Genomic DNA, 24782 nt, shown 5'->3' with positions numbered 1-24782 from the left:
GGGCTGTCGCGCTTTTTCAGTGTTTCGTTGCGTGAAAACGCGGTCCATTTATCAAATAATACACTCCTTCGTACCTCGAACCCGCCGCTCAGGAGGCTTGCATGGCTCGGCCGCTCTATGCCGATATCGATCTCGATGCGCTTCGCCACAATTACCGCATAGCACGCGACCTGGCGCCTTCCAGCCAGGCGTTGGCGGTGATCAAGGCCGATGCCTATGGGCACGGCGCGGTGGCCTGCGCCCGGGCGCTCGAGGATCTGGCGCCGGCCTTCGCCGTGGCCAGCATCGACGAGGCCAGCGTGCTGCGCGAGGCGGGAATCGCCGGGCCCATCGTATTGCTTGAGGGAATCTTTGCCCGTGACGAGCTCGAGCGGGTCGATGCGCTGGGGTTGTGGCTCGTCGTGCACAGCGAGTGGCAGGTCGCGGCGCTACTCGATTACCGGCCGCGCCGGCCGATACCGACCTGGCTCAAGATCGACTCCGGCATGCACCGGCTGGGCTTCGATCCGGTGCGGGCCGAGGCGATATGGCAACGCCTTCGCGCCGCTCCCCTGCGGGTCACGGCGCTGCATCTGATGACTCACTTCGCCACGGCCGACGCCCTGGCTCCGGACTGTTTTCTGCACCAACTGGGGATCGTCGAAGCGCTGGCGCAGCGGCTCGACGCGCCGACCTGTCTGGCCAATTCGCCGGCGATGTTGGCCTGGCCACAGGCGCATGGCGCCTGGAACCGCCCGGGGGTGATGCTCTATGGCAGCAACCCGCTCGAGGGCGAGAACGACGCCGCGCGTGAACTCAGGCCGGTAATGACGCTGCGCTCCGAATTGATCGCGGTGCGCGAGATCGCCGCCGGCGAGACGGTGGGCTACGGCGGACGCTGGCGGGCGCCGCGAGCGTCGCGGATCGGCGTGGTCGCCGCCGGCTATGGCGACGGTTACGATCGCCACGCCGCCGACGGCACGCCGGTGCTGGTCGACGGTCAGCGCTGTTCGCTCGCCGGCAAGGTCTCCATGGATATGTTGACGGTGGATATCACCGACCTGCCCGAAGCCGATATCGGTAGCCGGGTCGTGCTCTGGGGCGAGGATGCCGACGGCACGCGGCTGTCGATCGACGAGGTCGCCCGGCACTGCGACACCATCAGCTACACCCTGTTGACCGGCGTGCTGCCACGGGTGCCGCGGCGTTATCGCCAGCTCGATCGCGAATAAGTACGCTCCCCCAGAACCGGACTGAATTTGACGGAGTCTAGCGAGCGACAGTCGACCGATCCGCGAAAAAGGAAGAGAGCGCATGGAAGCGAACATTTTCGTCGTCGCCCTGGCCGTGCTGGCCTTCGGCCTATTGGCCGGGCGCCTGCAGGGTACCCCGATCACCATGCCGATGGTCTTCACCGCCGCCGGACTGTTGCTGGGGCCTGGGGTGCTCGGTGTGATCCACTTCGACGTGGCGAACGAGACGGTTAGCGTCCTCGCCGAGGCCGCGCTGACGGTAGTGCTGTTCACCGATGCTTCACGCATGGACCTGCGTACGGTCTGGCGTGAGCATTCGCTGGCCCTGCGGCTGCTCGGGGCCGGGCTGCCGCTGGCGCTGCTGATAGGCACCGGGGCGGGCTGGTTGCTGCTGCCCGAACTGTCGCTCGGCGCCATTGCGCTACTCGCGGCGACCCTGGCGCCGACCGACGCCGCCCTCGGCCAGGCCTTCGTCAGCGACACCACCATCCCCAAGCGTATTCGCCAGACGCTGAACGTCGAAAGCGGTCTCAACGACGGGCTGGCCGTGCCGTTCATCACCGTATTGCTCGATATTGCCCGCCACGAGACCGACACGCCGCTGAGCTATGTCGAGCTGTTCGTGGCGCTGGTCGGCATCGGCATTATCGTGGGGGTCGTCACCGGGTGGCTGGGCGGGCGTGTGCTCGAATGGAGCGCCTCGCGTAGGTGGACCACGGAAACGACTCAGCGGCTGGCGGCCATCTCGCTGGCCGCCATCGCCTTTGCCGGCGCCGAGCTGCTGGGCGGCAACGGTTTCGTAGCGGCCTTCACCGCGGGACTCGCGGTCGGCACCTCGGCGCGATCGCTGCTGCCGCGGACCACCGGCTTCGCCGAGACTGAAGGCCAATTGCTGACCCTGATCACCTTTTTGTTGTTCGGCTCGATCATGATCGTCGATCTGTTCGCCGAGGCCAGTTGGCGGGTCCTGGCGTATGCGCTGGTCAGCCTGCTCGTAGTGCGTCCTGTTGCCACGGCGATCGCGCTACTCGGCAGCGGGCTTTCGTCGGCCAGCGTGGGTTTCATCGGCTGGGCCGGACCGCGCGGATTGGCCTCGATCGTCTATGCGGTGCTGATCGCCGAGACCGCCGGCGTGCCCGGCGCCGAGTTGGTCTTCGCCGTGGCCGCCTGGACCATTCTGCTCAGCATCTATCTCCACGGCCTCTCGGCGGCGCCGCTGAGTCGCTGGTACGGCAGCCACAGCCGGCGGGCTCATCACGCCAGTGCGCCGGAACACCAGCACACCGCCGAGCTTCCCTTGTCACTGCCCGCGCGCGGCAGTGCATCGCGGCAAGAGTGAATCGAAACGTCCTGCCGCGCCTCGCGACAGCCCCACCCGCCGATGGGTAAACTAGGCACTTTTCGCAGCATGACGGAAGCGCTTTCCATGACCGATACGACTTCGCCACGCTCCTTGGCCCATCCGCGCTACTGGCCGACCTGGCTATCGATCGGCCTGATGCGCCTGGGCGCCTGGCTGCCCTGGTCGCTCAAGCTGGCCGTCGGCCGGGCCATCGGCTGGTTGGCCTGGCGCTTCGGCAAGCACCGCCGGCATGTCACCGAGACCAATCTGCGGCTGTGCTTTCCCGAGCTCGACGAGCACCAGCGCTCGGCGCTGGTCAAGTCGACCTTCATGTCCAATGGCATCGGCATTCTCGAGACGGCGACCGGCTGGTGCCGTGACCCCGAACACCTGCGCCACCGCGTTACCTTCCGCGGCGAGGAACACATGCACCAGGCGCTCGCCCGGGGCAGGGGAGCGCTGATCATCGGCATTCACTTCTCGACGCTCGACCTGGGCGGGGCGCTGCATTCGCTGTATTTCCCCGCCGACGTGGTCTATCGCCCGCATGACAACGCGCTGTTCGAACGCTTCATGACCCGCGCGCGGTCACGCATCTTCGGCCAGGCGATCGATCGCCGCGACCTGCGTTCAGTCGTGCGGCGTATCAAGGCCGGCCATGCGGTGTGGTATTCGCCGGACCAGGACTTCGGTCGCGATGCCAGCGTGTTCGCGCCATTCTTCGGCATCGAGGCGGCGACCATCAAGCTCACGGGCAAGATCGCCCGCATGACCGGAGCGCCGGTGATGCCGCTGATCTTCCATCGCAATCCAGACGATCGCAGCTACACCCTGGAATACCTGCCGGCGTTGGAAGACTTTCCCAGCGGGGATGAAGTGGCCGATGCGACGCGCATCAATGCGGTGATCGAGGCGGCGATCCGCCGTCATCCCGAGCAATACCTGTGGCTGCATCGGCGTTTCAAGACACGCCCGCGTGGCGAGCCCAAGTTCTATTGAGCTTCGCTTCGTCGCTTGACGCTGTGCCAAAACATGACGATTCTCTAATAGCCTCGGTCGGATGATTGAGGAGAGGGAAAATAAACTTCTACAAGGACGACGGTCATGCTCAACTACGCAATCATCTTTCTGATCATTGCCATCATCGCCGGGGTGCTCGGCTTCGGTGGCATAGCTGGCGCGGCGGCAACGATCGCCAAGGTCCTGTTCTTCATATTCCTCATTCTGTTCGTCGTGTCGCTGATACGCAGTCGTCGCTGACTGCGGTGGGTTGTGCAGTTTCCGGTGCGAACTCGGCGGGCAGGCGTAATCGATGCTCTCCGGTTTGCAAGCGCATGCCTATGAAATGGCGGTCGAGATTGTCCTTGGCCGCTTCCCTCAGCGCGCCGACCACCCGGTCGGCGTGCGCCTGAATGATCTCCAGCGTATTCTCGTCGGCAAATAGTGACAGTGTTTTCAGAGCCTTGAGCAAGGCCAGGACGATGCTTACATCGTCACGTCCGTAATGCAGGATCGGATTCAAGAGCCGGTAGAGCAGACTGTCGAAGTCGAGGGTCTTCCAACTGACCCTGAGTGCGCCATGCTCGTCGACCAGGGCGTTGCAGGGGGTGATAGCAAGCCGCCGACACAGCAGCTCGGTCAGTTGATGCAGGCATAGCCGAGCGGTGCCCGGGTCATTGACCCCTGGCGATAGTGCCTTGACAGCGATCTCCATCAACTGGGTCAGGCCGTTGATATACAAATCCTTGACCGATTCACCCTGCACATGGATAAGCGCTGCCAATACGGCGCTATCGAACTCCTCATCGAGCATGGCGGCGTTGTCCACCTTGAACAGCGGGAAGCCCTCGACGGTATAGTCGCCGAACATGAAATTGAGATGAATGACCGTCCCGTGCTTCTCGGCGAGCCGGACAAGCGTCTCGAGCTGGACGTTCTGGATGTAGCCGCTTTGGCGGGCATGGATCAGATGACTGTCGGTGGGTTCCTGGACAGCAGCATAACGCTGCCAGCAGGGCCGGCTCTGCAGGCTCTCCAGGCGTCGCATCGACTCGAGAGTCGACTGGTGCAAGCCCTGCAGGACGGCATTGATCTGGACCGATTGAGAGGCGTTGTGGATGAAGTAGACGAACAGGGCCAGGCAATGAATCACCATCAACACCCCTAGATACCCGCCCAGCGAACGCCACAGGCTGGGCGTATCACCTTCGAAAGGCACCATGAGCAGGATCAGGATGAAGAGGATAGTACCCAGATAGTGACCGAGTACCCGTTGATGATGACGTTCGGTGATCAGGCCGAAGACCAGCTTGTGCGAAAAGTTGCCACCTGCCTGGGACAGCACCGTCATGACCATCGAGAAGCTGAACACCACCATCGAGATCATCCCGGCGATCAGCGTCGAGAGCAGCGCGCGGGCCGTGTCCGGGTCCTTGAAGTCGAGATGGTTCAGTATCGCCGGCAGGGCGGAATCGGGTACCTGTGGCGCTACGGCAATCAGGCCCAGGGCAAGATAGATCAGCGCCAGCAGGCAGGGAAGATAAGCGATGCTCTGTCGAACACGGCTGAACAGCTTATATGGCAAGTTGGCTATGGCAAGCATCGCCTATCCTTTTGCAATGGCCTTGATTCTGGCGGGGTTCGCTGTCGCTTTCCATGAGCCATCTAAAAAGGCCCCGCTGCGTCGCGCAACGGGGCCTTTTGGGGTCGGCGCTCAGGTCAAGCGTCGATGCGCTTGTACTTCATGCGCTTGGGCGTGTCGCTGCCGACACGTTTCTTGTGATCCGCTTCGTAGTCGGTGTAGTTGCCTTCAAAGAACACCACCTGCGACTCACCTTCGTAGGCCAGGATGTGCGTGGCGATACGGTCGAGGAACCAGCGATCGTGCGAGATCACCATGGCGCAGCCGGGGAAGGCGAGCAGCGCCTCCTCGAGGGCACGCAGGGTCTCGATGTCGAGATCGTTGGACGGTTCGTCGAGCAGCAGCACGTTGGCGCCCTGCTTGAGGGTCTGGGCCAGTTGCAGCCGGCCGCGCTCGCCGCCGGACAGCTCCGAAAGGCGCTTCTGCTGATCGTTGCCCTTGAAGTTGAAGCGGCCCACGTAGGCCCGCGACGACACTTCATAGCCATTGATGTTGAGCATGTCCTGGCCGTCGGAGACCGCTTCCCACACCGTCTGCTTGTCGTCGAGCGCATCGCGCAGCTGCTCGACGTAGGCGATCTCGACCGTGTCGCCGAGTACCACTTCGCCGCTGTCGGGCGTCTCGCTGCCGTTGATCATCCGGAACAGCGAGGACTTGCCCGCGCCGTTGCCGCCTACGATGCCGACGATCGCGCCCTTGGGTACCTGGAACGACAGATTCTCGAACAGCAGCTTGTCGGCATAGCGCTTGGAGACGTCGTGTAGCTCGATGACCTTGTCGCCGAGCCGCGGGCCGGGCGGAATGTAGATCTCGTTGGTCTCGTTGCGCTTCTGGAAGTCGCCGGACTGCATCTCCTCGAAGCGATTGAGGCGCGCCTTGCTCTTGGCCTGGCGGCCCTTGGCGTTGCTGCGCACCCATTCGAGTTCCTGCTTGATCGCCTTGTTGCGCGAGGCTTCCTGCTTGGCTTCCTGTTCGAGGCGCTTCTCCTTGGCTTCGAGCCAGTCGGAGTAATTGCCCTCGAAGGGGATGCCCTGGCCGCGGTCGAGCTCGAGAATCCAGCCGGCGACGTTGTCGAGGAAGTAGCGGTCGTGGGTGATCGCCACCACGGTACCGGAATAGTTGTGCAGGAAGCGCTCGAGCCAGGCCACCGATTCGGCGTCCAGGTGGTTGGTCGGCTCGTCGAGCAGCAGCATGTCGGGGTTCGACAGCAGCAGCCGGCACAGCGCCACGCGGCGGCGCTCGCCGCCCGAGAGCACGCCTACGTTGGCGTCCCAGGGCGGCAGGCGCAGCGCTTCGGCGGCGACCTCGAGCTTGCGCTCCAGGTTGTGGGCGTCGGCGGCCTCGATCAGGTTCTCGAGCCGCGCCTGCTCGGCGGCCAGCGCATCGAAGTCGGCATCCGGCTCGGCATAGGCGGCGTAGACGGCGTCGAGCTTCTCCTGCGCATCCTTGATCTCGCCAACCGCTTCCTCGACGGTTTCGCGCACCGTCTTGCTGTCGTCGAGCTCGGGTTCCTGCGGCAGGTAGCCGACGTTCAGCCCCGGCATCGCCCGGGCTTCACCGTTGTATTCGGTATCGACGCCGGCCATGATCCGCAGCAGGGTCGACTTGCCCGAGCCGTTCAGGCCGAGCACGCCGATCTTGGCGCCGGGAAAGAAGGACAGCGAGATATCCTTGAGGATCTCGCGCTTGGGGGGCACGATCTTGCCCACCCGGTTCATGGTGAAGACGTATTGCGCCATGGAAATCCGGTCGGTTGGAAATGAACGATGGGCCTCGATGATAGTGGCGGTCCATCGGAAAGGCCAGCCAGCCGGCAAGAAGGTGAGCGTGTGGGAACGAGTTTCGTGCGCGAGGAGATCGCCGCGGTGGACTCGTCCCACCAAGTTTGCCTGTTGTGGCTCAGCCGGCCGCGAGGGCTGATACGGCCATGCGCCTGCCGTTACTCTTCTTCATCGAGCCCGGCGAACCAATCGTCTTCGATGGCTTTCCTGAGGCGGCGTTCCTCGAGCAGGGCTTCGACCTGGCGTCGCGCACGCAGGCTATCGGCACGGCTGACACGGGGGCGTGTAAAGTGTTCGTCGTTGACGGCTTCGAAGAAGTCCTGCTCGTCGCTGGTCTCTTCTTCGATGAAGGATTCACGGCTCATATCACCTACCTCCCCTGACGCTGGTGGCGATCAGACATCCCGATGATGCCTTGGTCGCTATATAACGCCACTCGAGGTTCGGTACAAGAGGCTGGACCCAATAAAATCCACGCGTGTCATCGAATGCGGCGCGGCCTCACTCGTGGCCGTGTTTCGCCTTGAGCGCCTCGAGCTCCTGCAAGGCCTCGGCGAGTTGCGTGACGTCCTTCTGCACGCCGATGAAGTAGGTCAGTTGGTCCTGCTCATCGAAGATCGGGGTGATCGACAATTCGTTGTAGAACAGCGTGCCGTCCTTGCGGTAGTTGCGCAGTACTTCGCGACACGGGCGATGCTCGCTGAGTGCCTGACGGATGCGCGGCAGGGCGGGCTGGTCGTGATCGTCGTTCTGCAGGAAGCGGCAGTCGCGATAGAGGATCTCGTCGGTGCTATAGCCGGTCAGGCGTTCGAAGCCCTGGTTGACGTAGATCAGGATGGTCTCGTCGCCTTCCTGCTCGGCGACCACGATGCCGTCGGCCGAGGCATCGACGATGCGTTCCAGCAACCGGGCGTCGATCATGGCGGGTCTTTTCATGCGCTTTGCTGTCCTGTGACGTTGGCGTGCCGCTCGCACGGTGCTGAATTACTAGCATCATGGCCAGAGCGGACAGGGATTTCAACGCGTTGAGCGAGCCGGCTGGCCATGCCCGGCTCGTTCATGTCAGTTCTCCACATCGGGCAGGCGCTGGGCGCAGGCCGCCGCGGCCAGGGCGCAGCCGGCCAGTATCGCCAGCAGGGCGGCGCTGCCCAGCCACTGGGCTAGTGCGCCGATCAGGCCGCCGACGATCAGCATCAGCACGCCCGTCAGGGTATTCGATAGCGCCACGTAGAGCGCGCGGTCCTCGGCGCTGGCCAGGTCGACCACATAGGTCTTGCGTCCCAGGCGCACCCCGGTATGGGCGATCATCAGCAGGCCGTACAGCGCGGCAAACGGATAGACCGAATGGCTCCATTCGCCCGGCGCCCAGGCCACGAGGGCGGCGGCCATGCAGCAAGCCGTCGCGGCCAGGCCGGCGTCGCGCAGCACCTTGCGGCTCGAGGCATCGGCGCGCTTGCCCCATAGCGGGCTGGCCAGCATCCCGGCGAGCCCGGACACGACGATCAGCACGCCCAGTCCGCCCAGCTCGCTATCGCCTTGCCGTTGGCCGAGCAGGGCGATGTAGGGCAATGCCAGGGCGCTGGAAAGCAGCAGGGCGCGGGTCAAGTTGAAGTGCAAGAAGGTGCGATCCTGGCGCAGCTTGGCGATGCCCTCGCGCAGGCTGGCCCAGACGCTGTCGCCGCCCTCGGTGGCGCCGGGCTCTTCGCGAATCAGCGCCGCGCAGCCGGCATTGATCACCCAGCCCAGCGCGGCGATGGCCAGCAGCACCGCCAGCGCCAACTCACCGGGCCGGTCGTCGAACAGCATCAGCACGCCACCGGCGGCCAGCGTCATCGCACCGGCGACGCTGCCGCTCCAGCCCATCAGCGTGCCGCGCCGTTGCTTGGCGATGGTCTTGCCCATCACATCCTTGGTGGCGATGGAGGACAGCCCGCGGGCCAGTGACAGCGCGACCAGCACGAGCAGTACCAGGGCGCCGCCGACGCTGCCCCGGCCGAACAGCGCCAGGGCGGCAAGCAGGGCAGCGCAGAACGCCTGCAGCAAGCCACCGATGACCCAGATCCACTTGCGCTGCGGCAACTTCCGGGCGATGCCGGCGACCAGGACCTGCGGCAGCAGCGCGCCGGCCTCGCGGATCGGCACCAGCAGGCCGACCATCCAGATCGGCGCGCCGATCGCGCCGAGCAGCCAGGGCAGGATCAGCCGCGCGCTCGACAGCTCGTCGGCGAGCTTGTTGCCGAGCGCGGCGCACAAGTGGCGAAAGAAGTTGCCCGGCTGCTCGCGGCAGGCGCTGTCGGAGATGTCCCTGCACAGCCGGCTGTCCTCATCGCCGGTAAGCCGCTCGTAAAGGTGGGTCTGACTGATGCCGGCATCGGCCATGCGGCGTTCCCTCGTCGTCATCGGCCTGGCACGCTACGAGGCGTGGTGGCCAAGTTGTTATCATCGAATCATCGGCGACCCACAGGACGATTTACTGGCCGTTCACGGGCCCATTTACAGGAGAGTCACGATGGCTTCGGTTCGCATCCATTATTGCACGCAATGCCAGTGGCTTCTGCGTGCCGGCTGGTACGCCCAGGAGTTGCTGTCCACATTCGGCGAAGACCTCGAAGGCGTCACGCTCGTGCCCAGCCACGGCGGCCACTTCGAGGTCAGCTACGACGGCGAGACGCTCTGGGAACGCAAGCGCGACGGCGGCTTTCCCGACATCAAGGAACTCAAGCGCCGCGTGCGCGACCGGCTCGACCCCGAGCGCGACCTGGGGCATACCGACCGGTAGGCTTGGCTACGAGCTACGAGCTACGAGCTACGAGCTACGAGCTACGAGCTACGAGCTACGAGCTACGAGCTCGCTGCCCGTGGCTCGCCGCTGCAGTTCACCACCAGTGCTTGCGCTTGAGCAGCGCCATCACCCCGACGCCCACCGCGAGAGTAATGGAGACGAAGAGCGTGAAGCCGAGTGGGCTGTCGGCGCCGGGGATGCCGCCGACGTTGACGCCCAGCAACCCGGTCAGAAAACTCAGCGGCAGGAACACCGTGGTGACGATGGCGAGCATGTACATGCGCTGGTTGAGCTGTTCGTTGTGTTCGCTCCACAGCTGCTCCTGGAGAATCAGCGCCCGCTCCTGCATGGCATTGAAGTCCTCGACGTAGCGCGACAGCTGGTTGGCGCTCTCGCGAATCGACACCTTGCTCTCTTCGTCCAGCCACAATGGGCCCTGGGCGAGCTGCGACAGGCAGTCGCGCTGCGGGCCCATGAAGCGCCGCAGGGTGATCAGCGGCCGGCGGATGCGGGTCAGTTCGTCGACGTTGAAGTTGCCGCGCTCGGCGAGCTGGGCGTCCTCGAGCTCGGCCATGCGCTCCTCGAGCTGATGCGTGACGTCGCCGACCTGGTCGACCAGCGTCTCGACCAGCCAGGCGACCAGATCGGGAACCGTCAGCGCGCCCTCGCCGGAATCGATGCGCTCGCGTACCACGTTGACCGCATGCAGGCTGCGCCGGCGCAGGGTGATCAGCCGCTTGGGCGTCATCCATACGCGCAGCGAAATCAGGTCGTCGGGGGCCGCGCCGGGATTGAAGTTGATGCCGCGCAGCGTGGTCACCACGCCGCGTCCGAAGCGCGCGACGCGTGGCCGGGTATCCGGCTCGAGCAGCGCCTCGATCACCGCCTCATCGAGCCCGGCCAGCGAGCCCAGGTAGTCGGTGACGTCGTCGTGACGGAAATCCAGGTGCAACCACAGCGGGGCGTTGTCGCTGTCCCAGGCGCGGTGCAGGGCGTCGCTGTCGAGCCGTGCGCCGGCTCCGCGGCCATCGAGACGGTAGGCGGTGACGAACGCACTCTCGACGGGGACCGGCAATTGAGTCGTCATTAACGCTTCCTTGTAAGCGATGCTCTAGGGTCGCCAGCGCTCGGCGGCCCGGTTAGGCTGTCCGCCACATCCTAAGCTCTGTCTGAAAAATCGGCGAGCGATGGCCAGACAAGGCAAAAACCGGCGAGAAAGCGGAGTTTACGTGGTGTAAATGAGCATTTTGAACCGGTTTTTAACGCCGTATGGGCGAGCGCAGGCATTTTTCAGACAAAGCGTAATGGAAGCCGCGCCAGGCGGGGAAGGCAGGGAGACGAGATGACGCGCGATCAACGGGCGATGCTTTGCGGCGTCGGGGCGGTGGGGCTGTGGTCGACGGTGGCTACCGCCTTCAAGCTGGCGCTGGCCGACATGACACCGGTCGAGCTGATGTGGGTCGCTGCACTGGTCTCGTGGTTGCTGATCGGCGTTCTGGTGGTGCGGCGCGGGCAACTGGCAAGCGCCCTGCGTCATGGCTGGCGGACCGCACTGTGGGCCGGACTGATGAACCCGGTGGCGTATTACCTGGCGCTGTTCGCCGCCTACGACCGGCTGCCCGGGCAGGAGGCGATGGCGCTCAACTACACCTGGGCGCTGGCGATGGCCTTTCTCGCCGTGCCGATCCTCGGCCAGCGCCTGACTCGCTATGACGTGTTCGCCGGGCTGGTCGCCTACGCCGGAGTATGGACCATCGCCACCCGCGGGCGAGTGCTCGACGTGGCCTTCGCCGATCCGCTGGGGGTGGCGATGGCGCTGCTCTCGACGCTGGTGTGGGCGCTCTACTGGCTGCTCAATGCCCGCGATCACCGCGCGCCGCTGGTTGCCCAATGGCAGAATTTCAGCGTCGGTTTGCCGGTGCTGACCGCCATCGTCGCGTTTGGCCCGGGGTTCAACTGGCACGGCTGGGCGAGTCTCGGCGCGGGTGTCTATGTGGGGCTGTTCGAGATGGGCTTCGCCTTCGTGCTGTGGCAGATGGCGGTGCTGCAGGTTTCGCGCACCGCCAAGATCTCCAACCTGATCTTTCTCTCGCCGCCGGTGTCGTTGCTGCTGCTGCACTTCGTCGTCGGCGAGCCGATCCTGGTTTCGACGCTGGTCGGCCTGGTGCTGATCCTCGCCGGGCTGGGCTTGCAGCAATTGCAGAAGACCCCGGCACCGGTCGCGGAGCATTGAAGCCGTTGATAATAATGGCTAGAGGCTGACCTCGAGGGACGAGATTACGTCGACATGCATGGCTCGTTTCTCCTCATTGGGGATTTGATGCTGCACCATTCCTATCCGCTATCTGGCCTCGGCGACGGCGCGTTTGGGCAGCAGTTTCTCCAGCGCCGGCCAGACGTTATCCAGTACCTGCGGCTGGGCCTCGGCGGTGGGGTGGATGCCATCGTCCTGCATAAGCGAGTCGTCGAGCGCGATGCCCTCGAGGATGAACGGCACCAGCGGCACGTCGTAGCGCTCGGCGAGCGTGCGGTAGACCCGGCTGAACGCGTCGGCGTAGGCTTGGCCATAGTTGGGCGGGATCCGGATGCCCAGCAGCAGTACCTTGGCGCCGGCCTGCTGACTGGCCTCGATCATGTCCGCCAGATTGGCGCGCATCTGCTGCGGCGGCAGGCCGCGCAGGCCGTCGTTGCCGCCGAGTTCGAGCAGAACGATGTCGGGTCGCTGCTGTCGCAGGAGTTCGGGCAGCCGCGTGGCGCCGCCCGAGGTGGTTTCGCCGCTGATACTGGCGTTGATCACCTCGACCTCGTCGGCGAGTCGCTCATCGAGCAGTTGCACCCAACCCGACTCGCGCTCGATGCCGTAGGCCGCGCTCAGGCTGTCGCCCATCACCAGCAGCTTGGGTGCCGCCATGGCCGGCCCGGCCCAGGCCGCCAGCAGCATCCATAACAGCGTTGTCCATAACAACAGCGTCGCCAGCCATGGGTTGCTGCCATCCTTGTCGAACCATCGCCCAACCACAGGGAACGTCTGCATCATGTCCAACTCCCAAGCGCGTGAACCATCGTCGGTTTCCTCCGTATCCATTCTACAGGCCCAGGGGCTCAGCAAGCATGTCGACAGCGGCGAGCGCCGGCTGACCATCCTGGAGCGGCTCGATATCGAGGTGATGGCCGGTGAGAGCGTAGCGATTCTGGGCAGTTCCGGCTCCGGCAAGTCGACCCTGCTGGGCCTGCTGGCCGGGCTCGACGCGCCCAGCGCGGGACGTCTGGAGCTGTTCGGCGAATCGCTGCCGGCGCTCGACGAGGATGGCCGGGCACGGCTGCGCGCCGGGCGGGTCGGCTTCGTGTTCCAGAATTTCCAGTTGCTGCCGACGCTGACCGCGCTGGAGAACGTGCTGCTGCCGCTGGAACTGGCACCCGACGGCGATCCCGCCGTGCGCGGGCGCGAATGGCTCACGCGGGTCGGGCTCGGCGCGCGCCTCGATCATCTGCCCAAGCAGCTCTCTGGCGGCGAACAGCAGCGCGTCGCCGTGGCGCGGGCCTTCGTCACCCGACCCGAGCTGGTGTTCGCCGACGAGCCCACCGGCAACCTCGACCGCGAGACCGGGCGGACGGTCATCGACCTGCTGTTCACGCTCAACCGCGAGGCCGGCACCACGCTGGTGCTGGTCACTCACGACCATCACCTGGCGCGGCGCTGCGGGCGCTGCCTGCGCCTCGACGCGGGGCGCCTGGTGGCGCTGGACCGCGACGAGGTCGAGGCATGAGCGGCATGCTGGGGCTCTCGCTGAAGGGACTGCGCCGCGACCTGCGTGCCAGCGACGTGCGGGCGCTGTTCATCGCCCTGGCGCTGGCGGTGGCCGCGTCGACGATGATCGGCTTCTTCCTCGACCGCCTGGATCGCGGCCTGACCCGCCAGGCCGGCCAGTTGATGGGCGGCGACATCAAGCTCGAGCAGGGGCAGCCGTTCGACGAATCGCTCTACCGGACGCTGCGCGACGCCGGGCTGACGCTCGCCGACCAGGTCGACATGGTGTCGATGATCAGTCGTGGCGACGCCTTCCAGCTGGCCAGCCTCAAGGTGATCGACGACGCCTATCCGCTCTATGGAGAGGTGCGGGTCGACCTGGGCGACGGCACCATCAGCCAACTGCCGCGCGGGCCGCAGCCGGGTTCGGTGTGGATCGCGCCGCGCCTCGCCCAACTGCTCGATGTCGGTGTCGGCGACAGCGTCCGGGTCGGCCAGGCGGAGCTCACGGTCAGCGGGTTGATCGAGCGCGAGCCGGATCAGTCGGCGGGATTTTCCAGCTTCAACCCGCGGCTGATGATGCGTATCGCCGATCTCGATGCCACCGGGCTGGTGCGCCCCGGCTCGCGCATCGAATACGAGCTGCTGGCCAAGGGACCGCCCGAGGCGGTGGCCGGGGTCGACGACCTGCTCGAGCGTCTCGCCAGCGAGGGCATCGAAGTCGAGGACGTACGCGACGACCGTCCGCAACTGGGCAGCGCGTTGGAGCGCGCCGAGAAATACCTCAGCCTGGCCGGGCTGGCGGCGGTACTGCTCGCCGGGGTCGCGGTGGCGATGGCCACACGGCGTTACGTCGATCGTCATCTGGATACCGCCGCGCTGCTGCGCTGCTTCGGCGCCACCCAGTCGCAGTTGTCGAGCCTGTTCGCCTGGCAGTTGCTGTGGCTGGCACTCAGCGCTTCGGCGCTCGGCGCACTGCTGGGGCTGGCGGGTCAGGCCGGCCTGCTGGCGCTACTCGGGCGATTCCTGCCGATGGAACTGCCGCCGCCGGGCCTCCTGCCGCTGTTGATGGGCGTTCTCACCGCGCTGGCGGTGCTGGTGGGCTTCGCCGGGCCGACCCTGCTGCGGCTCAAGCGGGTCAGCGCGCTCAAGGTGCTGCGTCGCGAACTCGACCCGCTGCCCGCGTCGGCGTGGCTGGTGGTGGCGGTGGCCAGCCTGGTGTTCGGCGCGCTGCTGTGGCTGTACTCCGGCGACCTGGCGCTTTCCGCGGCGCTGCTGGTCGGCGGGCTCATCGCGCTGGTGCTGCTGTGGGGGCTGGGCTGGCTGTTGCTCGGTCTGGTGCTACGCCTGGCCGGGCAGAGCAGGGCGGGGCATGGCGGTTTCGCCCAGGCGCTGCGGCTCGGTGCCCGCCAGCTGGCGCGCCGCCGCCAGGCGAGTCTCGGCCAGTTGCTGGCCTTCGCCGTGACCTTCGCGGCGATGGCGATCATCACCCTGGTGCGCGGCGATCTGTTGAGCGCCTGGCAGGCGCAACTGCCCGAGGACACGCCCAACTACTTTGCCATCAACATTCAGCCCGGCGAGCGCGACGGTTTCGTCGAGCTGCTCGATGGCGCGGTGGGCGCGCGCACCGCGCTGTACCCGATGGTGCGTGGCCGGCTCACCGCGATCAACGGCGACGAGCCGCGTGAAGTGGTGCCCGAGGAGAACCGCGGCGACAACGCCCTGCAGCGGGAGCTCAACCTGACCTGGCAGGCCGACGTGCCGGAGGGCAACCGCGTGGTCGCCGGCGAATGGTTCGCCGCCGATGCCGGCGAGTCGGCTAACCCAGGAGATGGGCAGCCGGTGCCGATCTCGGTCGAGGACGGCCTGGCCGAACGACTCGGCGTGGGGCTCGGCGACACCATGAGCTTCACCGTCGGCAGCGACCGGGTCACCGGCGAGATCGCCAGCCTGCGCAATCTCGACTGGGACAGCTTCCGGCCCAACTTCTTCGTGATCTTCCCGCCCGGGGTACTCGAACGCTACGGCCACAGCTACATCACCGCCTTCAAGCTCGACGCCAGCGAGAACCGCGAATTGCTTAGGCGAGTGGTCGAGGCCTATCCCGGCGTGTCGCTGCTCAACGTCGACGCCATTCTCGAGCGGGTTCGCGAGCTGCTGGCACAGGTCACCCGCGCCGTGGAACTGGTCCTGTTGTTCGTGCTGCTGGCCGGGGTCAGCGTGCTGTACGCCGCGCTTACCGCCAGTCACTCGCTGCGCACCCACGAAAGCGGCCTGCTGCGAGTATTCGGCGCCGGCGACCGGTTGATCTCGCGCATCCAGGGCGTCGAGTTCGCGCTGCTGGGGCTGACCAGCGGGCTGATGGGCGCGCTGCTCGCCGAGCTCGCCGCGGCCGGGGTGTATATCGGCTGGCTGGACCTGGCGCCGCGCCTGCATATCACCTTGTGGCTGGTGTTGCCGCTGGGCGGCGCGCTGTTGATCGGGCTGATCGGCCACCTGCTGTCGCGCGGTGTGCGCCGGCAGACCCCGATGGCCAGCCTGGCCCTGCTGGGCGAGGCGTGAACGGACCTGTGCCTGCCCAGGCCGGTTGGCTATAGCTCAGCTAAACCCAAGGTGAGAAATTCTCGGGTCGGCGTGACCGGCTTTCATGTGAAAGGCCGGGAGTGCTGGGGTATCATGGCGCCCTGATTTTTCGCTTTGAGCCGAGGATTATCGCCGATGTTCACCCGTGATATGCAGGTTGCCGGATTCGACGACGCGCTGTGGGATGCGATGCAGAAAGAGGTCGCTCGCCAGGAGGCGCACATCGAGCTGATCGCCTCCGAGAACTACGCCAGCCCGCGCGTCATGCAGGCCCAGGGCACGCAGCTGACCAACAAGTACGCGGAAGGCTATCCCGGCAAGCGCTATTACGGCGGCTGCGAGCACGTCGACGTGGTCGAGCAGATGGCCATCGACTATGCCAAGCAGCTGTTCAACGCCACCTACGCCAACGTTCAGCCGCACTCCGGCTCGCAGGCCAACGGCGCGGTCTTCCAGGCGCTGGTCAAGCCCGGCGACACCGTGCTGGGCATGAGCCTCGACGCCGGCGGCCACCTGACCCACGGCGCCAAGCCCAACTTCTCGGGCAAGCACTACAATGCCGTGCAGTACGGCCTGGGCGAGAACGGCCTGATCGACTACGACGAGGTCGCGCGCCTGGCTCGCGAACACCAGCCGAAGATGATCATCGCCGGCTTCTCGGCCTATTCGCAGATCATCGACTGGGCGAAATTCCGCGAGATCGCCGACGAGGTCGGTGCCTTCCTGCTGGTCGACATGGCGCACATCGCCGGGCTGGTCGCCGCCGGCGTCTACCCGAGCCCGCTGCCGCATGCTCATGTGGTCACCACCACCACCCACAAGACCCTGCGCGGCCCGCGTGGCGGCCTGATCCTGTCCGCCGAGGACAACGCCGACATCGAGAAGAAACTGCAGTCGGCGGTCTTCCCGGGCGGCCAGGGCGGCCCGCTGATGCACGTCATTGCCGCCAAGGCGATCTGCTTCAAGGAAGCCATGGACCCCGAGTTCAAGGCTTACCAGCAGCAGGTGGTCGTCAACGCCAAGGCGATGGCCGGGGTATTCCTCGAGCGCGGCTTCGATGTGGTCTCCGGCGGCACCGAGGACCACCTGTTCCTGCTCTCGCTGGTCAAGCAGGGCCTGACCGGCAAGGACGCCGATGCCGCGCTGGGCCGCGCGCATATCACCGTCAACAAGAACGCCGTTCCCGGCGACCCGCAGAGCCCGTTCGTCACCTCGGGGCTGCGCATCGGCACCCCGGCGGTCACCACCCGTGGCTTCGGCGAGAGCGAATGCCGCGATCTGGCCGGCTGGATCTGCGACATCCTCGACGCCATGGGCGAGGGCGACTCCAGTGCCGCCGAGAGCGAGGTCAAGGCCAAGGTCGAAGCGATCTGCGCACGCCTGCCGGTGTATCGCCAGGGCTGAGCCCGTCAGACGGGCTAGCGGCTGACTAGCCCCGTTTATCCGTAGTCAATCGAGGCGCCCTTCGCGGCGCCTCGTTCTATTTAGCAGGGACTCTCAGGTATCGGTATTATCTGATACCTTAGTACTATCTGTTTAAGGTTTCGGTGCATCAAGCGCGCCATTCTCTTTTGTTCCTCCAACTGCGAGCGATTGCATGGCCTCCCAAAAAGAAGCCACCGATCTGCAACGCGCCTTGAAAGTGTGTCGTGGGTCTTTCTTCTCGGTGGGATTTTTCAGCATGTTCATCAACGTGCTGATGCTGGTCCCACCCCTGTACATGTTGCAGGTCTACGATCGCGTGATCAGTTCGCGCAGCGCAGAAACCCTGCTGATGCTGACGCTGGTGATGGTCTTCCTGTTCATGGTCATGGGTGGGTTGGAGCTGGTGCGCTCGCGCATTCTGATCCGCGTCGGCAACCGGCTGGACACACTGGTCAACGGGCGCCTGTACAGTGCGATGTTCCGGCGCAGCGTGCTGACCCAGGGCAAGCAGACCGCCCAGCCGCTGAGCGATCTGACCAACCTGCGCCAGTTCCTTACCGGCAATGGCCTGTTCGCCTTCTTCGACGCCCCCTGGGTGCCGATCTACCTGGCGGTGCTCTTTCTGTTTCACCCCTGGCTGGGGGCTTTCGCCAGCGTGGCCGGCATCATCCTTATGGCGCTGGCGGTCGCCAACGAAAAGGCCACCAAGACGCTGTTGGCCGACGCCAGCAACGATCACATCAAGGCCCAGGACCTGGCCAACTCGAACCTGCGCAATTCCGAGGTCCTGCACGCCATGGGCATGTTGCCGGGCATCATGGGCCGCTGGGCCGGCAAGCATCACGAATTCCTGGCCAAGCAATCGCGGGCAAGCGATCGCGCCGGCGCGCTGAGCAACGCCTCCAAGGTGCTGCGCTTGCTGTTCCAGTCGCTGATCCTCGGCCTTGGCGCGCTGCTGGTGATCGAGGGCGAGATGACGCCGGGCATGATGATCGCCGGTTCGATCCTGATGGGCCGGGCGCTGGCGCCGATCGATCAGATGATCGGCAGCTGGAAGGGCTTCGTCAGCGCGCGCAGCGCCTACCATCGCCTCAACGAGCTGCTCGCGCAGATCCCCGCCGAGCAGCAACGCATGTCGCTACCCGCGCCGCGGGGCGACATCGCCATCGAGACCGTCGCCGCGGCGCCGCCCGGCGTGCGCATGGCGACCATTCGCGGCATCAATTTCAACGTCGCCAGGGGCGAGCACGTCGGCATCATCGGCCCCAGCGCCGCGGGTAAATCGACCCTGGCGCGGGTATTGCTGGGCGTCTGGCCCTCGCAGGTCGGCACGGTACGCCTCGACGGCGCCGACATCGTTCAGTGGAACCGCGAAGAGCTCGGCCCGCATATCGGCTACCTGCCGCAGGACATCGAGCTGTTCGATGGCACGATCAGCGAGAACATCGCCCGCTTCGGCGAGGTCGACGCCCAGAAGGTCGTCGCCGCCGCCAGGAAAGCCGGCGTGCACGAGATGATCCTGCAACTGCCCAACGGTTACGACACCACCATCAACGCCGCCAGCGGGGCGTTGTCGGGTGGCCAGCGTCAACGCGTGGGCCTGGCGCGTGCGCTGTATGGCGATCCGGTACTGGTGGTGCTCGACGAACCCAACTCCAATCTCGACGACCGCGGCGAGCGGGCGCTGGGCGAGTCGATCAAGCAGCTCAAGGCCGAAGGGGTCACGCTGTTCGTGATCAGCCATCGCCATAGCGTGCTCAGGCTCGTCGACAAGCTTTTGGTGCTCAAGGAGGGGCAGGTCAGCCTGTTCGGCCCGCGCGATCAGGTGCTGGCCCAGCTCACCAAGACGCCGGCGCAGAAGGGCAGTGCCGCGCTGGGCCGGTCGAACACCGGTCGGCTGGCCGCCGTCCAAGGGTCGAATAGCGCCGGCAACACCGGCAAGCCGCAATCCGGGGAGCACGAGTAGCATGGCAGGCGACAATTCCCGCGACATCGACGCGACCCGGCCGCGCCAGCTGACCGCCGGCGGCCCGGCGCCGGCGAGTGCGCTTCCCACCAGCGACAAGCGCTATCGGCGGCTGGGCCTGGCGATCCTGCTGGTGGCCTTCGGCGGTTTCGGCGGCTGGGCGGCGACCGCCGACCTGGCGGTTTCCGTGGTGGCGCCGGGCTCGGTGTCGGTCGCATCGTTCAAGAAGACCATCCAGCACCTGGAGGGCGGCATCGTCGACGAGATCAACGTCGAGGGCGGCGACCACGTCGAAGCCGGCGACACCTTGCTGGTGATCGACAATACCCAGGCGCGCTCGCAGCTCGAGATCGCGCGCTCCCAGTATCTGATCAACCGCGCCGCCGAGGTCCGCCTGCTCGCCGAGCAGAAGGGCGCCGAATCGCTGACCTTTCCGGACCAACTGCTCGATAGCGACGCTCCGCGCATCAAGGAGGTGCTCGCCGTTCAACGCGGGCTGTTCCAGGCGCGGCGCGGTGCGCTCGAAGGCACCCTCAGTGCCCTCGACGAGCAGATGGCCCAGATGCGCGAGCAGATCGACGGCCTGCAGGGCATGATCGAGGTCAACCAGTCGCGCATGGCCTCGTTAAAGGCGGAAGCCCAGGACTACCGCTCGCTGTTCAAGGAGGGGCTGGGCGACAACCAGCGCCTGCGCGAGCTGGAGCGTCAGGTCCTGCAGTTCAAGGGCGAGATCGCCCAGAGCCGCTCCAGGATCGCCGAGCTCAAGTCGCAGATCAGCGAAAACAAGGTCCAGAAGCAGGTCAAGATCCAGGAATTCCAGAGAGAGATCGGCGAGCAATTGCGCGAGGCCCAGGCCAATATCGCCGATGCCGAGCAGCGCATCACCGCGCTCGGCGACCAGGTCAAGCGGACCACCATTACCGCGCCGGTGGCCGGTACCGTGGTCGACCTGAAGGTCCATACCGTCGGTGCGGTCATCAAGCCCGGCGAGCCGATCATGGAAATCGTGCCTTCCGGCGATGACTTCGTCATCGAGGCGCGCGTTCCCGATCGCGACATCGACAACATCTATCCCGGCCAGTACGCCGAAATTCGTTTCAGCGCCTTCAACCAGCGCCTGTCCAACGTCATCGACGGGGAGGTGGCCAACGTCAGCGCCGACTCCTTCGAAGACGAAGCCACCGGTGCGAAGTACTACAAGGTGCGGGTCAGGGTGACCGAAGCCGGCAAGCGCAAGATGACCGAGAGCATGGAGCTGCTGGCCGGCATGCCCGCCGAGGTGATGATCCGTACCGGCGAGCGCACCTTCGCCAGCTACATGACCAAGCCGATCACCGACATGCTGGCGCGTGCCATGCGGGAGGAGTGACCATGAGCACGCGACGCCTTATAGGGTCGGGGCTGGTAATGCTCGGTCAGCTGGCTGCTCCGCTGGCGGTGGCGCAGTCCACCTCGGTGATGGATGAGGTCGACGCCTTGCCGGCGCTGGACGGCCGGCTTACGGCTGCCAGCGACGCGTCCATACCGGCATCTGAACAGGGGGCGGGCGAGCGGAAGAGTTTGCCATCGCTGCCGCGCCTGTTCGCCCTGGCGCTCGAGAACGACGCCGAGCTGGCCAGCCAGCGTTACAACGCGCAAGCGACCTCCCAGCAGGTGCCCATGGCCGAGGCCGGGCTCAAGCCGCAGATACAGGCCAGCGCCGGCTATACCTACCAGGAGTCGGACAACTACTACACTGATAACCCGGCCTATAATCCGGATAACGAACTCAGCGGCGCCGGCGACGATTATGACGCGCGTTACCGGGGCATCACTCGCGACAAGAGCTGGCAGGTGCAGCTATCCCAGTCGCTGTTCAGCCTCGAGCGCTGGCGCAAGGTCGACAAGGCCGAAGCGCAGAGCGGCGCGGCGCAACTGCAAGTGGCGGTCGCCGAGCGAGACCTGGCGCTGCAGGTCGCCGAAGCGTATCTCGATGCCTTCCTGGCGTCGCGCAAGCTGGGCCTGCTCGCTTCCAAGCAGCAGTCGCTCACGCTCCAGGCCAAGCAGGCTCAGCGCGCCTACGACCTGGGGATAGGCGATCGCATCAACTTGCTCGAGTCGCAAGCGCGGCTCGACCAGGCGGTAGCCGACGCCGTGCGCGCCGAGAACGAGCTCAATAACGCGCTGAGTTCGTTGGAGCGTCTGACCGGGGCTTTGCCGCAATTCGAAGGGTCCGAGCTGGGCGATCTGAGCCGATTGAGCTTGCCGGGCGAGTGGGACGAAGCCGACCCCTGGCTCGAGCGAACGGTCAACAACGTCGAGGTCGCGCTCGGCAAGCAGCAAATGGAAATCGCCAGGGTCGATACCCGTGTGCGGCACGCTGGCCACTATCCCGAGCTCAATCTCAACCTGGCCTATTCGGACCGCGGGTCCAACGATCCCTATCGGGACAGCGAGGATGCCTCGGCCAGCCTGCGCCTGAACGTGCCGATCTATCAGGGCGGCTATACCAGCGCCAGCGTCAAGCAGGGCGAACTCGCCCAGCGGGCCAGTCAGGCAGCGTACACCCACGCCCTCAACCTGGCCCGCCAGGAGGTCCGCCAGCGCCTGCGCAGTCTGAAAGGGGACGAGCGTCAGATCGAGGCGCTCAAGCGCTCCATCGAGTCCAGCCGCCTGTTCCTGCAGGCCGCCGAAAAGGGCGAGCAGCTCGGCCTGCGCGACCTGGTCGATGTGCTCGATGCGCGCGCCAACCTGTACGACCTGCGTATCCAGTTCGTCCAGGTCGTTCGCCAGTATCTGCTCGATCGCTTGAACTTGCAGGCGGCGGTCGGCGACCTGGGTACCCAGGATCTCGTCGATGCCATGGCGCTGTTACGGCGCATCGTACAGCCTGCTTGAGATTGCCCAGTCCTTGGCTCTTGGGAGGGATCTTGTTCCCGATGGAGCGTGCGCAGATACCCCTTTCTGGCAACCCAACGGCACTTCTCGTAATATAAGCAACGCGCGGCTCAGGCCGCGTTTTTCATTAAAAAGCCATAGCAAGCTAAAGACCATGAAAAGCCGTTGGTCGATGAATACATATGGCAAAAAAGATAGTTCGAATAGGGTATTAGGCTAGGGCGAGAGCATGAATTTGTCGCCAATCGATGACAGCCTTTTGTTCATAATCACAAATTTCAACTGCGCTAAGCTAGAGCCTCCCAAGGTGCGCGAATAGAATGACCACAGCAGGCCGCTGAGGTCATGCTTCGCTGTTTCTCATCAAACGCTAACGGAAATAGCGACGAATTCTGCTTTCAAGGGCTTTAGGAACCGCCCGGAACAATCCTCGGGCGGTAGCGTGTTCTGACCACTCGCCCGGCAAATACTGAATTCCGACCCCCTGCGACCATGCTCCTGCAAATGATCTGTAGCGAATGACCCTTCCGGCACTCACCACACTGGCGCTCATTGTCGCCGTACTCATCGCCCTCGCCCTGACCCGTATTGCCCCCGACGTCATTCTCATGGCCGCGATGGCGTTTCTGGTGATCGTGGGCATTCTTTCGCCGGGCGAGGCGTTGGCGGGGTTCTCGAACCCCGGGGTGATGACGATCGCGACGCTCTACGTGGTTGCCGCCGGCCTGAAGGAGACGGGGGCGATTCAGTGGATAGCCCATACGCTGCTCGGCCAGCCGAAGCGGTTGCGCCAGGCCCAGCTACGGGTGTTGCTGCCCGCATCGGGGCTCAGCGCCTTCATGAACAACACCACCGTCGTGGCGATGTTCATCCCGGCCATTCAGGAGTGGGCCGCGCGGCTCGGGTTGCCGCCCTCAAAGCTGCTTTTGCCGCTGAGCTACGCGGCGATCCTCGGTGGTACCTGCACGCTGATCGGCACCAGCACCAACCTGGTGGTCGACGGTCTGCTGCAGAGCGAGCAGGGCGTATCCCTGCGCATGTTCGAACTGGCGTGGGTCGGCGTGCCGTTGCTGGTCATCGCCGGCGGCTTCATCTACGCGCTGGCGGACCGGCTGTTGCCCAACCGGCAGGGCGCGCTGGAACAGCTCGAGCAGGCCCGCGAGTATTCCGTCGAGGTGCTCGTCACGCCCGGCGGCCCGATGGTCGGCAAGACGATTCGCGACGCCGGCCTGCGCAGCCTGACCCACGGGTACCTGGCGGATATCGAACGCGACGGCCGATTGATGACCGCCGTGCCGCCCGAGACGCAGCTGCAGGCGAACGATGTGCTGGTCTTCATCGGCGCCCCCGAATGCGCGCGCGAATTGCGGCGCATCAACGGTCTGCATCCCGCCGGCGGCGACGTGCACAAGCTGGATATCGCCAACCACAGGCGCTGCCTGGTCGAAGCCGTCATCGGTCCGGATTTCACCGGCCTCAACCAGACCGTGCGCGAATCGCGTTTCCGCTCGCGCTATCAGGCGGTGATTCTTTCGATATCCCGCCACGGCAAGCGACTGCCGGGCAAGCTGGGGGCGATCCGCCTGCAAGTCGGCGACACCCTGCTGCTGGAGGCCGCGCAGGAGTTCGTGCCGCAGTACCGCTATCGCAAGGACTTTCTGCTGGTCAGCGCGCTGCACGATTCCACGCCGCCCGATTTCCGCAAGGCGCCGTTGGCACTGGGCATCCTCGGCTTGCTGGTCGTGGCCAGCGCCAGTGGGTTACTGAGCATTCTCGAGGCGGCCTTCCTCGCCGCCGGGGCGATGCTGGCGACGCGCTGCGTGACCGCCAGCAAGGCGCGCCGCTATGTCGACCTTTCGGTACTCATCGTCATCGCGGCTTCCTTCGCCCTTGGCGAGGCGATGGGCAAGACCGGCGCGGCAACCCAGATCGCCCAGTGGCTGCTGTTCATGGAGGGCCCCTCGCCCTGGCTGGCGCTGGCGCTGGTCTACGCCATGACGGTGCTGTTCACCGAGCTGATCACCAATAACGCCGCGGCGGTATTGATGTTCCCGGTCGCCGTCTCGGTGGCCGACCAGCTCGGGGTCGATTTCATGCCGTTCGTCATCGCCATCATGTTCGCCGCCTCGGCCAGCTTCATGACTCCGCTGGGATACCAGACCAACCTGATGGTGCTGGGGCCGGGGGGCTACCGTTTCACCGACTACCTGCGCCTGGGCGCGCCGGTGAGCCTGGTCGTCGGCATCACCGCCGTCGGCTTGATACCGCTGGTATGGGGGTTTTAGGCGCGAGCGGCGGGCTACGAGCCACGAGCTGCGAGCTAACATGCTGTCGAAGCCCGAAGCCCGAAGCCCGAAGCCCGAAGCCCGAAGCCCGAAGCCCGAAGCCCGAAGCCCGAAGCCCGA

At 65.4% G+C, this 24782-nt stretch carries 20 protein-coding genes; 13 read left to right on the top strand and 7 right to left on the bottom strand.

Translation table 11 applies throughout. The features are described 5' to 3' along the window. Positions 1-101: 101 nt before the first annotated feature. The 4 genes from alr (at position 102) to R6258_RS15085 (ending at position 3834) form a co-directional block, all read left to right on the top strand. A complete protein-coding gene (gene alr, locus R6258_RS15100; protein WP_318452325.1) occupies positions 102-1211 on the top strand; it encodes an alanine racemase in 1110 nt (369 codons plus the stop codon). Positions 1212-1293: 82 nt separating this feature from the next. Then, on the top strand, positions 1294-2571 hold the full coding sequence (locus tag R6258_RS15095; RefSeq protein ID WP_318452323.1) for a cation:proton antiporter: 1278 nt from the start codon (positions 1294-1296) through the stop codon (positions 2569-2571). A gap of 87 nt (positions 2572-2658) precedes the next feature. Continuing rightward, the gene (gene lpxL / locus R6258_RS15090) at positions 2659-3573 is read left to right on the top strand and encodes an LpxL/LpxP family Kdo(2)-lipid IV(A) lauroyl/palmitoleoyl acyltransferase (RefSeq protein WP_318452321.1); all 915 of its coding nucleotides are present in this window, start codon (positions 2659-2661) and stop codon (positions 3571-3573) included. 105 nt (positions 3574-3678) lie between these two features. After that, positions 3679-3834 (top strand): DUF1328 family protein, encoded by a 156-nt coding sequence (locus tag R6258_RS15085; RefSeq protein ID WP_318452318.1) that lies wholly within the window; start codon positions 3679-3681, stop codon positions 3832-3834. Here the strand turns inward: R6258_RS15085 and R6258_RS15080 are convergent. The 5 genes from R6258_RS15080 to R6258_RS15060 form a co-directional block, all read right to left on the bottom strand. After that, positions 3794-5176, bottom strand: a complete 1383-nt coding sequence (locus R6258_RS15080; protein ID WP_318452316.1) for a DUF2254 domain-containing protein — start codon at positions 5174-5176, stop codon at positions 3794-3796. The two genes, R6258_RS15085 and R6258_RS15080, sit on opposite strands and share 41 nt — an antisense overlap. A 116-nt stretch (positions 5177-5292) precedes the next feature. Continuing rightward, positions 5293-6954, bottom strand: coding sequence for an energy-dependent translational throttle protein EttA (gene ettA / locus R6258_RS15075; RefSeq protein WP_318452313.1), 1662 nt, complete (start codon positions 6952-6954; stop codon positions 5293-5295). Between the two features lie 200 nt (positions 6955-7154). After that, the gene (locus R6258_RS15070) at positions 7155-7361 is read right to left on the bottom strand and encodes a PA3496 family putative envelope integrity protein (RefSeq protein WP_318452311.1); all 207 of its coding nucleotides are present in this window, start codon (positions 7359-7361) and stop codon (positions 7155-7157) included. A 136-nt stretch (positions 7362-7497) separates the two neighbouring features. After that, positions 7498-7932 carry a PAS domain-containing protein gene (locus R6258_RS15065; protein WP_318452308.1) on the bottom strand — a complete coding sequence of 145 codons (435 nt, stop codon included), beginning with the start codon at positions 7930-7932 and terminating at the stop codon, positions 7498-7500. Between the two features lie 126 nt (positions 7933-8058). Continuing rightward, complete coding sequence (locus R6258_RS15060; protein WP_318452306.1) at positions 8059-9375, bottom strand: MFS transporter; 1317 nt, start codon at positions 9373-9375, stop codon at positions 8059-8061. Positions 9376-9505: 130 nt separating this feature from the next. On the opposite strand from R6258_RS15060, the gene R6258_RS15055 reads away from it, so the two are divergent. Further along, positions 9506-9775 (top strand): SelT/SelW/SelH family protein, encoded by a 270-nt coding sequence (locus tag R6258_RS15055; RefSeq protein WP_318452304.1) that lies wholly within the window; start codon positions 9506-9508, stop codon positions 9773-9775. 97 nt (positions 9776-9872) lie between these two features. On the opposite strand, the gene R6258_RS15050 is transcribed toward R6258_RS15055, so the two are convergent. After that, on the bottom strand, positions 9873-10865 hold the full coding sequence (locus R6258_RS15050) for a zinc transporter ZntB (protein ID WP_318452301.1): 993 nt from the start codon (positions 10863-10865) through the stop codon (positions 9873-9875). Between the two features lie 255 nt (positions 10866-11120). Between R6258_RS15050 and R6258_RS15045 the strand changes: the two genes are divergently transcribed. Then, positions 11121-12011, top strand: a complete 891-nt coding sequence (locus R6258_RS15045; RefSeq protein WP_318452299.1) for a DMT family transporter — start codon at positions 11121-11123, stop codon at positions 12009-12011. Between the two features lie 108 nt (positions 12012-12119). Here the strand turns inward: R6258_RS15045 and R6258_RS15040 are convergent, their stop codons facing one another. Further along, positions 12120-12719, bottom strand: coding sequence for an arylesterase (locus R6258_RS15040; RefSeq protein WP_318452629.1), 600 nt, complete (start codon positions 12717-12719; stop codon positions 12120-12122). A 94-nt stretch (positions 12720-12813) separates the two neighbouring features. Here R6258_RS15040 and R6258_RS15035 point away from each other — a divergent pair, with 94 nt between their 5' ends. The 7 genes from R6258_RS15035 (at position 12814) to R6258_RS15005 (ending at position 24662) form a co-directional block, all read left to right on the top strand. Beyond that, complete coding sequence (locus tag R6258_RS15035; protein ID WP_318452296.1) at positions 12814-13545, top strand: ABC transporter ATP-binding protein; 732 nt, start codon at positions 12814-12816, stop codon at positions 13543-13545. After that, positions 13542-16088, top strand: a complete 2547-nt coding sequence (locus tag R6258_RS15030; protein WP_318452293.1) for an ABC transporter permease — start codon at positions 13542-13544, stop codon at positions 16086-16088. Before R6258_RS15035 ends, R6258_RS15030 begins: the two co-directional genes overlap by 4 nt. A 156-nt stretch (positions 16089-16244) precedes the next feature. Next, entirely contained in the window at positions 16245-17513 is a 1269-nt protein-coding gene (glyA, locus tag R6258_RS15025) for a serine hydroxymethyltransferase (RefSeq protein ID WP_318452290.1), read from the top strand. Between the two features lie 193 nt (positions 17514-17706). After that, positions 17707-19500, top strand: a complete 1794-nt coding sequence (locus R6258_RS15020; protein WP_318452288.1) for a type I secretion system permease/ATPase — start codon at positions 17707-17709, stop codon at positions 19498-19500. Position 19501: 1 nt separating this feature from the next. Next, a complete protein-coding gene (locus R6258_RS15015) occupies positions 19502-20869 on the top strand; it encodes an HlyD family type I secretion periplasmic adaptor subunit (protein WP_318452284.1) in 1368 nt (455 codons plus the stop codon). Between the two features lie 2 nt (positions 20870-20871). Then, positions 20872-22377 carry a TolC family outer membrane protein gene (locus R6258_RS15010; protein WP_318452278.1) on the top strand — a complete coding sequence of 502 codons (1506 nt, stop codon included), beginning with the start codon at positions 20872-20874 and terminating at the stop codon, positions 22375-22377. Positions 22378-22895: 518 nt separating this feature from the next. After that, positions 22896-24662 (top strand): SLC13 family permease, encoded by a 1767-nt coding sequence (locus R6258_RS15005; protein ID WP_318452276.1) that lies wholly within the window; start codon positions 22896-22898, stop codon positions 24660-24662. Positions 24663-24782 lie beyond the last annotated feature (120 nt).

This window comes from Halomonas sp. HP20-15 (assembly GCF_033446685.1).
Lineage (GTDB): Bacteria > Pseudomonadota > Gammaproteobacteria > Pseudomonadales > Halomonadaceae > Modicisalibacter.
This window is presented reverse-complemented; position numbering and strand designations above follow the sequence as displayed.

Bases quoted from the DNA above. Each gene is read 5' to 3' on its own strand.
- R6258_RS15030 (WP_318452293.1), top strand. From the start codon at position 13,542: ATGAGCGGCATGCTGGGGCTCTCGCTGAAGGGACTGCGCCGCGACCTG.
- R6258_RS15085 (WP_318452318.1), top strand. From the start codon at position 3,679: ATGCTCAACTACGCAATCATCTTTCTGATCATTGCCATCATCGCCGGG.
- R6258_RS15020 (WP_318452288.1), top strand. From the start codon at position 17,707: ATGGCCTCCCAAAAAGAAGCCACCGATCTGCAACGCGCCTTGAAAGTG.
- alr (WP_318452325.1), top strand. From the start codon at position 102: ATGGCTCGGCCGCTCTATGCCGATATCGATCTCGATGCGCTTCGCCAC.
- R6258_RS15060 (WP_318452306.1), bottom strand. From the start codon at position 9,375: ATGGCCGATGCCGGCATCAGTCAGACCCACCTTTACGAGCGGCTTACC.
- R6258_RS15065 (WP_318452308.1), bottom strand. From the start codon at position 7,932: ATGAAAAGACCCGCCATGATCGACGCCCGGTTGCTGGAACGCATCGTC.
- ettA (WP_318452313.1), bottom strand. From the start codon at position 6,954: ATGGCGCAATACGTCTTCACCATGAACCGGGTGGGCAAGATCGTGCCC.
- R6258_RS15045 (WP_318452299.1), top strand. From the start codon at position 11,121: ATGACGCGCGATCAACGGGCGATGCTTTGCGGCGTCGGGGCGGTGGGG.
- R6258_RS15035 (WP_318452296.1), top strand. From the start codon at position 12,814: ATGTCCAACTCCCAAGCGCGTGAACCATCGTCGGTTTCCTCCGTATCC.
- R6258_RS15070 (WP_318452311.1), bottom strand. From the start codon at position 7,361: ATGAGCCGTGAATCCTTCATCGAAGAAGAGACCAGCGACGAGCAGGAC.
- lpxL (WP_318452321.1), top strand. From the start codon at position 2,659: ATGACCGATACGACTTCGCCACGCTCCTTGGCCCATCCGCGCTACTGG.
- R6258_RS15010 (WP_318452278.1), top strand. From the start codon at position 20,872: ATGAGCACGCGACGCCTTATAGGGTCGGGGCTGGTAATGCTCGGTCAG.
- R6258_RS15055 (WP_318452304.1), top strand. From the start codon at position 9,506: ATGGCTTCGGTTCGCATCCATTATTGCACGCAATGCCAGTGGCTTCTG.
- R6258_RS15015 (WP_318452284.1), top strand. From the start codon at position 19,502: ATGGCAGGCGACAATTCCCGCGACATCGACGCGACCCGGCCGCGCCAG.
- R6258_RS15080 (WP_318452316.1), bottom strand. From the start codon at position 5,176: ATGCTTGCCATAGCCAACTTGCCATATAAGCTGTTCAGCCGTGTTCGA.
- R6258_RS15050 (WP_318452301.1), bottom strand. From the start codon at position 10,865: ATGACGACTCAATTGCCGGTCCCCGTCGAGAGTGCGTTCGTCACCGCC.
- R6258_RS15005 (WP_318452276.1), top strand. From the start codon at position 22,896: ATGACCCTTCCGGCACTCACCACACTGGCGCTCATTGTCGCCGTACTC.
- glyA (WP_318452290.1), top strand. From the start codon at position 16,245: ATGTTCACCCGTGATATGCAGGTTGCCGGATTCGACGACGCGCTGTGG.
- R6258_RS15040 (WP_318452629.1), bottom strand. From the start codon at position 12,719: ATGCTGCTGGCGGCCTGGGCCGGGCCGGCCATGGCGGCACCCAAGCTG.
- R6258_RS15095 (WP_318452323.1), top strand. From the start codon at position 1,294: ATGGAAGCGAACATTTTCGTCGTCGCCCTGGCCGTGCTGGCCTTCGGC.